Annotated in this window: 11 protein-coding genes; 7 read left to right on the forward strand and 4 right to left on the reverse strand. The window is 55.7% G+C overall.

What is annotated here, in order from left to right; translation table 11 throughout:
* Positions 1-159: 159 nt before the first annotated feature.
* Together AC1RQ9_RS17785 and AC1RQ9_RS17790 are read right to left on the reverse strand one after the other, a co-directional pair.
* The gene (locus tag AC1RQ9_RS17785; RefSeq protein WP_485987989.1) at positions 160-273 is read right to left on the reverse strand and encodes a hypothetical protein; all 114 of its coding nucleotides are present in this window, start codon (positions 271-273) and stop codon (positions 160-162) included.
* A complete protein-coding gene (locus AC1RQ9_RS17790; protein WP_485987986.1) occupies positions 245-709 on the reverse strand; it encodes a recombinase family protein in 465 nt (154 codons plus the stop codon). The genes AC1RQ9_RS17785 and AC1RQ9_RS17790 overlap by 29 nt, the downstream gene beginning before the upstream one ends.
* A gap of 260 nt (positions 710-969) precedes the next feature.
* Here AC1RQ9_RS17790 and AC1RQ9_RS17795 point away from each other — a divergent pair, with 260 nt between their 5' ends.
* The 4 genes from AC1RQ9_RS17795 to AC1RQ9_RS17810 all read left to right on the forward strand — a co-directional run bounded on the left by AC1RQ9_RS17795 (position 970) and on the right by AC1RQ9_RS17810 (position 5,896).
* On the forward strand, positions 970-1,659 hold the full coding sequence (locus AC1RQ9_RS17795; protein ID WP_010517542.1) for a hypothetical protein: 690 nt from the start codon (positions 970-972) through the stop codon (positions 1,657-1,659).
* Complete coding sequence (locus AC1RQ9_RS17800; protein WP_485987987.1) at positions 1,659-4,262, forward strand: EAL domain-containing protein; 2,604 nt, start codon at positions 1,659-1,661, stop codon at positions 4,260-4,262. The genes AC1RQ9_RS17795 and AC1RQ9_RS17800 overlap by 1 nt, the downstream gene beginning before the upstream one ends.
* Positions 4,263-4,372: 110 nt before the next feature.
* The gene (locus tag AC1RQ9_RS17805) at positions 4,373-4,987 is read left to right on the forward strand and encodes a hypothetical protein (RefSeq protein WP_420605126.1); all 615 of its coding nucleotides are present in this window, start codon (positions 4,373-4,375) and stop codon (positions 4,985-4,987) included.
* A gap of 87 nt (positions 4,988-5,074) precedes the next feature.
* Entirely contained in the window at positions 5,075-5,896 is an 822-nt protein-coding gene (locus AC1RQ9_RS17810; RefSeq protein ID WP_010517535.1) for a 2OG-Fe(II) oxygenase, read from the forward strand.
* Between the two features lie 81 nt (positions 5,897-5,977).
* Here the strand turns inward: AC1RQ9_RS17810 and AC1RQ9_RS17815 are convergent, their stop codons facing one another.
* Positions 5,978-6,418, reverse strand: coding sequence for a Ros/MucR family transcriptional regulator (locus AC1RQ9_RS17815; RefSeq protein WP_053323822.1), 441 nt, complete (start codon positions 6,416-6,418; stop codon positions 5,978-5,980).
* Between the two features lie 446 nt (positions 6,419-6,864).
* Positions 6,865-7,988 (reverse strand): IS3 family transposase gene (locus AC1RQ9_RS17820; RefSeq protein WP_162838768.1). Its coding sequence is split into 2 segments (ribosomal slippage): positions 6,865-7,760 and positions 7,760-7,988, totalling 1,125 coding nucleotides; the frame shifts between segments, so codons are not numbered across the junction.
* Between the two features lie 290 nt (positions 7,989-8,278).
* Between AC1RQ9_RS17820 and AC1RQ9_RS17825 the strand changes: the two genes are divergently transcribed.
* The 3 genes from AC1RQ9_RS17825 to AC1RQ9_RS17835 all read left to right on the forward strand — a co-directional run bounded on the left by AC1RQ9_RS17825 (position 8,279) and on the right by AC1RQ9_RS17835 (position 10,504).
* Entirely contained in the window at positions 8,279-8,800 is a 522-nt protein-coding gene (locus AC1RQ9_RS17825; RefSeq protein ID WP_053323819.1) for an RNA polymerase sigma factor, read from the forward strand.
* A 66-nt stretch (positions 8,801-8,866) separates the two neighbouring features.
* Complete coding sequence (locus AC1RQ9_RS17830) at positions 8,867-9,838, forward strand: FecR family protein (protein ID WP_082267055.1); 972 nt, start codon at positions 8,867-8,869, stop codon at positions 9,836-9,838.
* Between the two features lie 114 nt (positions 9,839-9,952).
* Positions 9,953-10,504 carry an STN domain-containing protein gene (locus AC1RQ9_RS17835; protein ID WP_053323817.1) on the forward strand — a complete coding sequence of 184 codons (552 nt, stop codon included), beginning with the start codon at positions 9,953-9,955 and terminating at the stop codon, positions 10,502-10,504.
* The last annotated feature ends 46 nt before the right edge of the window (positions 10,505-10,550 follow it).

The following is a 10,550-nucleotide window of genomic DNA, read 5'->3' on the forward strand; positions in this document are numbered from 1 at the left end:
GAGGGTGTTATGCACCTTGAATGAGTATAGCGGCATTTCTAAGCATGAAGGTTCAACGCTTTCGCCCGTCGCGTTCTGAATGGCGGCAGCAAGACGTCCCACCTCGGCGCGATCATATCGACTGGCTGGTGTGACATGCAGGGTCAGCGTAAACAATTCTTACTTGTTATTGGTAACTGCTCGATAGATGGTGGCTTTATGCACGCCAAAACGGGCTGCGACTTCTGAAATGGAGAGGTTCTCGTCACGGACAAGCTTCCGGATCGTCGCAATCTGCTCTGCGCTGAGCTTGGCTGGCCGACCAAGATGGACGCCCCGTTCCTTGGCCCGTTTCCGTGAGGTTGCGGCTTAATGCGCGTTCAAATTCAGCAATGCCGGCAAAAACACCAAGAATCATTTTCCCATAGGGAACGGTGGTATCGGCCCAGGGTTCACAAAGGGAACGCAGCCCTGCTCCTTTTTCACGCAGTCGATCAGCCACCTCCAGCAGGTGGGGCGTTGACCAGGCAAGACGGTCCAGAGAATAGACAACCAAAGTATCATCAGAAGAAAGTTCTGTCAGGACGTCCCCCAGAATGGGCCAGTCCCGGCTCAATGTAGGAACTTTTTCCTCATATATTTTGTTACAACCCGCCTTTCGGAGCGCTTCTACCTGTTGGAGAAGCGTCGCTTCTTCCGCATTTTCGCGCGCGTACCCGATCAGCATCATATTATTCGTTTATATTGGCACATTAGCTTTGTTTTATAGACGATTGCGCGAACGCATGGCCAGCATTTTTTTGGTTTTCAAATGACGGGTCTTATGCAACAATAAATTCCGTTACGTCCTCATCACCTCCACCATCATGCGGTTTCACATCGGGCAGAAAGGCCACGCCACAAATATTTCATATTTTGGCCCAATAGCCAGTGGTCAGAAACCCCGAAACTTCCTTGCTGGTGCGAGTATTTTTGAGACAGGCGATACATATGAAGATGGCAACGGACAATGGCTGCTCCCTTGTGGTCCGCGCGGACGAGACCGCGGTCAGAAACGGCTTTTTCAACTGGAACAACGTGATTGAGGTTGTAAACAGATCACTTCCCCTTTCACGCAGGTCGGACCTGTCTTCCTATCGCTTCGTCATAGGGTCACGAGCCTGGGTCCGCACGAACCTGACAGATCTGGCCCGGTGGAGCAGTTGGGAATATGTCCTGCAGGGGGGAACGCTGGAAATCGACAGTTTTGGCCCCTTTCAGGTTCTGTGGCTGCACCTGATTATTGATCCGGCGGGGGGAGAAATCATTTTCGGACCCAAGCATTCCGAAGCCGGCCTTATCCTGATCGACATCACATTTGGCAGTTCGGACCGCGCCGCGCCATTCAGCCTGATATTCCGCGGCAACGAGACCCTGACGGCATCCTATGATTCCGATACCCGCATCACGCTGGTCGGACTGCTTGCGGGATGTGGGGCGGAACGGGACTGCGCGGCATGGGCGGTCGTGCGCTGTGATGGGGACCCCTACGGGCTGTCCCGTCCTGAAAACTGGCAGCAGGGGGGAGAAGGGACAGACACGTTCCCGCTTTTTCTCAAACGCTACCGGACACAGACCCCTGAGAACGGCGTCGTCATCCATTTACCCACCAGAACACAACAGACAGGCAGACCAGACTAATGGGCGAACGACAGACCTATCCCATTCCGGACAAACTGCTGGAAAGCATTGATACGGGTATCCTGCTTGTCAGCAATGATAACACAATCATCTTTGCCAATGATAACGCGGCCCGTATCTGGGGTGGCCCCATGCCCGGACTGGTCGGCCGGAAACTCGATATTCTCTTTCCCACCGGGACAGACATCCTGCCCTGTACCTTTGGTGAGAACCTGACGAATGTTGCGCTATGCCCATCCGGCGTGTCCGGGGGTAAGGTCTGTCGTTCCCCTACGGAAAATCACCACCACCTGACCTTGCTGCGGCATGACGGCACGGCGTTTTCTGCCGAGATGTCCGTGGCACGGGCCGAGGGGGCGGGACAGCAGGTGTTTGTTATTTCCCTGCGCGACGTGACACGGGATCTGTCCCGACGTGAACAGGACCTGCAGTATGCCACCATCGTACAACGCAATGCATGCGGCATCCTGATACTGGACAGCCAGTGCCGCATTACCTATGCCAATGCAGCGGCGGCCCGGTTTTCGGGCATCGGTGCCGAGGGTATGGAAGGGGCTGATTTCTCGGCCTTTCTGTCCGGGCAGCAGGGCGATATTGCAACATTACAGGCCTTTCGCCGTCGTCTGCAGCGCTGTCGGCCCTTTGAACTGGAAATTCATTCCCGCACCGACACAGGTCAGGACATCTGGCTTCTGGCAACCGTAACGCCCTTATGCAGCCCCTATGAGGAACTGCACAAAGTGATCGTGGTGCTGAATGACATTACGGGCAGCGAGCAGATAAAGGCGCTGCAGAAGGATATGATGGGGGCACTGACCAGCAACCTGTCCTTCAACGAAATCCTCGCCTTGATGTGCCGCCAGATTGAACGTATCGCCCCGGATGTCGTAACACAGATCGTGGTCGTGGATGATGAACGACGCATGCACCCCGTAGCGCGCGCACGGCTGCCCGCACAGATTGCCGAAGTCTGTGCTGACCTGCAGATAGGCCCCGAGGTCGGGTCATGCGGCACGGCACTGTTCACCGGCAGGGAAGTGGTTACACCAGACATTGAAGCCGATCCGAAATGGAAGGGGTTCTGGCAGTTTGTCGTCCCGCATGGCCTCATGGCCTGTTGGTCGGTGCCGATCCTGCTGCGTGACGGCCGGGTAGGCGGCAGCCTGGCTTTCTATTTCCGTGCCAAGCGCGCACCGGGCAGATGGCACCGGCGGATTGCCGATGCCTGCCTGCACCTGTGCGCGCTTGCCATCGAACAGCAGCGCTCGCGTGAGGATATCGCGCGGCTTACGCAGTATGACACCCTGACGGGCCTGCCCAACCGGACCGGGCTGCGGCACGGTATCAGGCAGCGGGCGGCGCGCGCGCGGCATGAAAACCTACTGGCCCTGATCATAAACCTGGATCGGTTCCGGGCCATCAATAACGGACTGGGACGCCCGGCAGGCAACATGCTGCTGGCTGCGTTGGCCCGGCGGCTATCCGGTCTTATTTCCAGTGACGACCTGCTGACCCGCAGCGGGGGAGACGAATTTACCCTGATCACGACCGGCGGGGTGGAACGGGCCACGGCACTGGCCGATTCCGTCATGAATGCCGTAGCGGAGCCGGTCGTGATTGACGAGGTTCCCGTTACCGTTACGGCCAGTATCGGCATTGCGGATAATGACGGCGGCCGGCGGGAGACGGAAATACTCATGCAGCAGGCAGAAACGGCGCTGTCGCAGGCGAAGAATGCCGACCGTAACTGCTATCGTTTCTTCAGCGAGGAAATGAACCGGCAGGCGGCGGACCAGATCCTGCTGGCCAACGCGCTGAAGGAGGCGATCAGGACGGACCAGCTCTATCTGGTATACCAGCCGCAGGTCCATGCCGCGACCGGCCGGCTGGAAGGGGTGGAAGCCCTGGCGCGATGGACCGATCCAGCCCTGGGCATGATATCACCGGGCCGTTTTATCCCCCTGGCGGAAGAAACCGGACAGATCGAGGCAATCGGGCTGTGGTCACTGCGGGCGGCCTGTCGACAGATGGCCCTATGGATGCAGGCAGGGGTGGACGTTCCGGTCGTATCGGTCAACATATCCGCGCTGCATTTCAGAAATCCCGACCTGCCACGCCTGATTGGCGAGATCCTGCACGAAAGCGGCATTCCCCCACGGCGCCTGACCATCGAACTGACGGAAAGTGCGATGATAGAAAATTACGATCAGACCCTCATCGCCGCTCAGGCGATCCGGGCCATGGGCATCGGGCTTTCCATGGATGACTTCGGAACCGGTTTTTCCAGCCTGTCGAACCTTGCAAACCTGCCACTTAACGAACTCAAGATTGACCGAAGCTTCATGGATGGCTTTGAACCGACGGGCAAGGTTCACTCTGTGGTCACGGCCATCATCCGTATCGGGCGGAGCCTGGGCATGACCGTGGTGGCGGAAGGCGTGGAAACGCAGGCGCAGCTTGACCTGCTCCGGCAGATCAACTGCGACGTGATACAGGGATATTTCTTTTCCAGGCCCCTGGATGTGCAGGATCTTGAAGCATGGCTGAAGGCGCGCCCCGATACCGGGTGCTCACAGCCTGGCAGCCGGCATGATGCTGCATGAGACGGACATGAATAATGGCGTGACGAAGGGGAGCCGCCCCCCGGTTACCAATTCTTTACAATAAAAGCTTTCTTATCGGATTCGGAGCTTTATCTGTTGCAGGACCGGACATGACACGTGCGCACCGCAATCCCGATTTCCCTGCAGGCGGAGATGCCGCCCTGTGGCAGCAACTATGCGGACAGCCTGCCGCGGATGATCCCGTTACGCAGATGCTTGTGGCAAGTGGCCTACCTGTACTACATGGCATTATCTTGCCATTTGGTACAGACGAACGTGTGGAGATTGACCACATATTTGCCAGCGCAGACGGGTTGCATACTTTACATGCGAAACATTACATCGCGTGGATCAATACGCCTTCTTCCGAAAAAGAAATCCGGTCGCAGGGCGGGGCTGGAAATTTTGCCTATAATAATGATTTCCTGCAAAGTTTCCTGAAACTGGCAGAAGCCGTCAGCACCACCATAAATGATCCATTACCGACACAGGACGGAACCCCCGTTCCCGTGACGGGCCATTTCCTGCTCCCGTACAAGGAGCCACTGATGGCCTCCCTGCAGGATCATGCCCTTCTCCTCCCGGAACTGGAAAACATGCTGAATACCTTGGCCGGCAAGGGCGCCATTCCTGCCGAATATGGCGAGGCATGGTGCCATATTGGAACAGTGCATCATAAATACGTAGTCGCATCATCACAGATACAGAATCGAAGCCCCTTCTGAACTTTTCCTATCTGCACAGTAGACCGGATTTACTAAAAACATCCCAATATCCTACCGCACCTGGCAAGACTATTATTAGGATAGCAGATGTCGTACGTACCCCTGTTAAAAAGAATGGACCGGTCCGACACTTCCCGGCTGAACAGTCTTGCGCAGGAGTTCAAGACAGCCAAGCCATTTCCACATCTGGTCATGGACGGAATGTTCTGTGATTCCCTGCTGAACGAAGCGTTGCAGGCTTTTAATCTCGATCACGTAAACAATATAAATGTATTCCAGAACCAGCTTCAGTCAAAGCGTTCGACCAGCACAAAATCCGTCATGCCTGCAGCAATACAACGGTATTTTGATATTGTGAACGGTGCACCGTTCCTCCGGCTACTGACCAGATTGACAGGAATCACGAATCTGCTTCCCGATCCTTATTTTTATGGGGGGGGCATGCATGAAGTCGCGGGGCAGGGACATTTTCAGGTCCATACCGATTTTCGTTATCACCCCCATACGTGTCTGGAAAATCGCCTGGCTTTGCTGACTTACCTCAATCATGACTGGAAGCCGGAATATGGCGGCCAACTGGAACTGTGGCAGAAAAATCCAACCCGGCCTGTCAGAAAAATTGTTCCCCGGTTCGGGCGCAGCGTTCTCATGCTCCAGTCGCCTGATTCATGGCATGGACACCCCCAGGCCGCGCGAACAGGATATCTGCGGCGGACACTCATTACATATTTTTACACGGCACCCAAAATAAAAGCTGACAGGACGGAACAAAGCACGATCTATCTATCCAACAGCAGACAATCGACCATGCAGAGAGCAGAAATATTCGTACGGAACATAATTCCGCATTTTGTTATTGATACGGCAAGATGGGTACGACACAGAAAACGGAAGCAAAATTTTAGATAATAGCGTTCGCGCGCTTCTTGCATGAGAAATGCTGCTATACTCATGCAAGGTGCATAACACACCCTCTAGGGGAGGGGGCTGTTAAGCCCCCTTTCTTCTACGGCCACGTTTAGCGATCTTTGGCTCGTGGGTTGCGGTAATCTCTCGTCCCAATCCCATCTCTCGCGCCAGTTCTGAGCGGCGATTGGCATAGTTAGGCGCGACCATTGGGTATTCCACAGGCAGGCCCCATTTTGCCCGATACTGTTCCGGCGTCATGCCATAGGCAACACTGAGGTGACGCTTGAGCATCTTCAGTTTTTTTCCGTCCTCAAGGCAGATAATGTAATCGGGAAATACAGACCGCTTAATAGGGACCGCTGGGGTCGGCAGCTCTGAAACAGGCTCCGCTTTCGGAGACAATGACTGGAATACGCTTGTAATCAGATAAGGCAGTTTTTCAGGATCAATCGTATTTTTCGACACATATGCAGCAACCATCTCTGCGGTGACAGATATGCGCCGATTCAGTTCCTCGTCCATGCTCGTTTCCTAACAAATAAATATAGACCCGTTTATGCACGGGGCATCGGGGAATGTGATCCTTTGTATATATTCCAGAGGACCATTTTCCTATATCTTAACTTAAGGAAGGTTTGGAATGTAAGATGAAAGTATCTGCTATGGTGGCTGCTATGTTGAGGGAAACCACTTTAGAAAAAGCTAGACAACGATCAGTGCATCATATTTACCGATGCCTCGATGCTAATCTTCTCGATAGTGCAATATTTTGGATGAAGGTTCGTGATCGACTGGATACCATCGCGGAAAGCGGTGAACTGCACTGATGCGACTTACCCAGCACACGGATTATGCCTTAAGGTCATTCTTCATTTAGCGCAAAGTTCCGACAAACGGTATACTGTGAGGTATGTTTCTGAGCATCACGGGATTGGAGTTGTGACGGTTTTGTGCCGGTCAGGCAGTGATTATGCCACTCTTGCTTCGAAAGCGAGGGGGCTGATGCCGCCCAGATATGAATGGCGTCGACGTGGATTGTAGAAACCATTGATATACTGGAAGATGGCGGCAGTAGCCTGACGGCGGGTTGGCCAGTTCTGTCTCCAGAGCCATTCCGCCTTCAGGCTTTTGAAAAATGTTTCGACAGCAGCGTTGTCGAAACAGTTTCCTTTTCCGGACATTGAAGCCAGCAGTCCATGGGCCAGCAGCTTTTTCTGGAAATCATAGGAGCCATACTGGCTGCCACGATCGGAGTGGAAAATGCAGCCGGGCGCCGGGTCACGCAGCCGCACCGCCATATCCAGGGCACGGATTGCCAGATCCTTTTTCATCCGGTCGCTTACGGCCCACCCGATCACACGACGACTGAACAGATCGATGACGACAGCGAGGTAGAGCCAGCCCTCGGCAGTCCAGATATAACTGATATCTCCTGCCCATTTCCGGTTGGGTCCATCAGAAAGGAAATCACCGTCCAGAAGGTTGGCCGCAATGTCAGACTGACGGTGGCTGTCGGTCGTCACCTTGTGGCGACGGGTGCGCACGGGCCGGATCCCGTTGTCCTTCATGAGGCGGCCAATACGACGTTCCCCGACATCAAGCCCGGCTTCCCTAAGCTCCATGGTCATGCGCGGCCGTCCGTAGGAGCCGTTGCTCAGGGCATAATGTTCACGGATATGCGCCAGTACCTTCAGATCGGTACGCTGGCGCTGACAGGCCGGTCGGGATGTCCAGGCCCGGTAACCCCGTGCCGAGACCCGCAAGACCTGGCACAGCCTCTCGATTGGCCATTCATGCCGATGTCCGTGGATGAAGGCGAACCTCATGGCTTTTGGCTCGCGAAGAACTGGATAGCTTTTTTTAGGATTTCCCTCTCCTCCCGCAGAATCCGGTTCTCCAGACGAAGACGTTCATTTTCGCGGGCCAGGTCACCCTGAGGCTCGGATGTCGGCCCGGTCGGACGGTACTCCACTATCCATTTACCCAGAGTAGATTTGCCAATACCAAGGTCGGCCGCAATGCGCGTGCGTGACAGCCCACTGCTCAACGCGATCCTCACGGCCTCGCGCTTGAAATCTTCCGTATGCTTCATGGTCTCGTCGGTCTCCTGATATGAGCTTAAAATGCTCGAAGGACCGGCACAAAACCGTTACAAGTCCACGTCCGTGAATCAGATTTCAGACCAGATCTCCTCGGCCAGGAAGGATATCCATTCGAACAGAAAATCATGAGCAGGCCAGCATCACTTGTCTGAAAGTGGAGGCTCCGATAGATAGAAGATAATAACTGTTCGCAACTTATCCTCATGAGATGAGTCTGGCGGAACACCAGGAAGACGGGCGGTCAGGATCATGAACATCCGGCCGAAGGGATACGGGCGTCATGTCGAACAACCTTTTCATACTGAATAATGTCTTCGCGGCCGAACGTAATGCATTGACCCGCCTGTTCCAGAAAATGAGTCGGACCATGGCAGCAGAAGATCTGCTGCAGACGCTCTGGCTGCGTATCCAGCGTGTGGGTGACAATCCGCCAATCCATAATGGACGGGCCTATCTGTACCGCCTTGCGTCCAATCTGGCGGTCGATCAGGGGCGTGCTGATGCCCGTATCGAGCGCCTGCAGGCTGAAGCGCGGTTGATCCTGTATGGAGATGAAAGCACGCCGGATGTGGAACAGGCGTTTCTGGCGCGCGAGGAACTGGAGCGCGTCATGGCCGCCGCCGAACGCTTGCCGGAACCGACGCGCACCATTTTCTGGCTGAACCGCATGAAAGACGTGCCGTTACGTGAGGTGGCGGTCATGCTGGGGGTTTCGCGCACGACTGTCGAAAAGCATATAAAGCGTGCAATCACCCTGTTGGGAGATGCGCGTAACAGTCAGGATGTTTCCCGTCAGGGATAAGGGAATGTGGGGCTTCGGAATGTCCCTGTCCTGCCAGGTCGGCCATAAACCCTTCCGAAAGCAGATATGACTGGTTCCAGCGCACCATCTGATCGCATAACGACTCAGGAAGCCCGGCACTGGATCGCCCGGCTGGCGTCGGGTGATATTACCGAACCCGAAATGGCGGCCTACAGGCGCTGGGTTGCGGATGTGCATCATCATGCGGTCTTTCAGCACGAACTGAAATTATGGCGTAGCCTTGACCGGATCGGGGACCATCTTGCCCCGCGGCTGCCTGTCGTACGGCAGTCCGTAATGCGACGGAGGCGCAGGTGTTGCGTCCTTGCCGCGTCGGGACTGGCTGCGGCTGCCTGTCTGGCTGCTTTTCTGGTTGGTCCTGACCTATGGATGCGGCTGCATGCCGATCACTGGACCGGGCATGAAATACGCGCCTTCACGCTGGCGGATGGCACACGGACTGTACTGGATGCCGATGCCGCCGTCGCGGTGCATTACGGGGTGAGAACGCGCACGATTGAACTGCTGCGCGGTCGCGCATGGTTTGACGTGCGCCATGACCCGACCCGTCCCTTTCGGGTTGAGGCCGCAGGCAGCGTGACGGAGGACATCGGCACCGCGTTTGAAATCGATCCCCATGCGGATGGTAAGATCGAGACGACCGTGGAAAGCGGGATGGTGCGTGTCTCCACGCGTGAGGGGGGACAGTCCATCACCCTGACGGCAGGGCAGCGCGCGGTGTGGCAGGGCACAGGCCAGATCACCCGGCAGGGGGATGTGGCTGTGGACACGGTGGCGTCATGGCGGGACGGGCAACTTATGCTGACGGCGGTGCCCGTGCATATGGCGGTTTCAACCATCGCCCGGTACCGGTCGGGCATGACGCTGGTCGTGGACCATCTGGATGACCTGCCTCCTGTCACGGCATTGGTGGATGTGCGCAGACCCGACGATGCGCTGGGTGCGCTGGCGGCCGGAACACATCTCAGATTGTATCATTTGCCCGGCAATATCGTGCTGGTGCGGCGGAGTGGCTGAAAAAAAACACGAAGGGGGTTAGGCAGGCCGCCCGTGGAAACGTCATAGGAATGTAAGGGGTAATAACGACTCTCATTTGCATTCGTGTCTGTCGTTTTCATGAAGGATTTTCACTTGTCGCATATCGCTCCGGCGGGACGTCGCATTACAATCCCCATGGCATTGGCGCTGGGCACTGCGCTTTCAACTTTTGGTGGGCCATCTGCGCTGGCACAGCAGGCACAGGCGGGCAGGGCAGGTGTCATGCACCTTGACATCGCGCGACAGCCGTTGGGAGCTGCATTGCAGAATTTTTCACGTAGAACCGGCGTGCAGGTGGTCTATACCTCCTCCATTGAATCCGGCATCGTCTCGCCAGGTGTCAGTGGGGATTATGACCCCATGACCGCACTCGCACATCTTCTGTCCGGCACCGGTGTTACCTTCCGCCAGACAGGGACGAACAGTATCACGCTTGCGCCTGCGGCAGCTCCCATTACTCTGGGGCCCGTGCGGGTGGGGGGAGCCGCTGCACCAAATGGACCAGTTGGCTCCCTCAATACTGAACAGATCACGGTCATCGGGACACCGCCGCGTTTTCTGGCCCATGCGTCCCATGCCGGTACGAAAACGGACACGCCTCTGATCGACGCGGAAATCTCACGGAAGGGTTGTACATCGGGTTAGATTATGAAAAAGTCTGTTTTGCACAAAAGAAATTTCCATAATCATC

It is taken from the genome of Komagataeibacter ossonobensis (assembly GCF_057359305.1).

What these genes read in the sequence shown, in the direction of transcription:
- AC1RQ9_RS17790 (WP_485987986.1), bottom strand. Translation starts at nt 709, where the DNA reads ATGATGCTGATCGGGTACGCGCGCGAAAATGCGGAAGAAGCGACGCTT.
- AC1RQ9_RS17795 (WP_010517542.1), top strand. Translation starts at nt 970, where the DNA reads ATGAAGATGGCAACGGACAATGGCTGCTCCCTTGTGGTCCGCGCGGAC.
- AC1RQ9_RS17800 (WP_485987987.1), top strand. Translation starts at nt 1,659, where the DNA reads ATGGGCGAACGACAGACCTATCCCATTCCGGACAAACTGCTGGAAAGC.
- AC1RQ9_RS17805 (WP_420605126.1), top strand. Translation starts at nt 4,373, where the DNA reads ATGACACGTGCGCACCGCAATCCCGATTTCCCTGCAGGCGGAGATGCC.
- AC1RQ9_RS17810 (WP_010517535.1), top strand. Translation starts at nt 5,075, where the DNA reads ATGTCGTACGTACCCCTGTTAAAAAGAATGGACCGGTCCGACACTTCC.
- AC1RQ9_RS17815 (WP_053323822.1), bottom strand. Translation starts at nt 6,418, where the DNA reads ATGGACGAGGAACTGAATCGGCGCATATCTGTCACCGCAGAGATGGTT.
- AC1RQ9_RS17825 (WP_053323819.1), top strand. Translation starts at nt 8,279, where the DNA reads ATGTCGAACAACCTTTTCATACTGAATAATGTCTTCGCGGCCGAACGT.
- AC1RQ9_RS17830 (WP_082267055.1), top strand. Translation starts at nt 8,867, where the DNA reads ATGACTGGTTCCAGCGCACCATCTGATCGCATAACGACTCAGGAAGCC.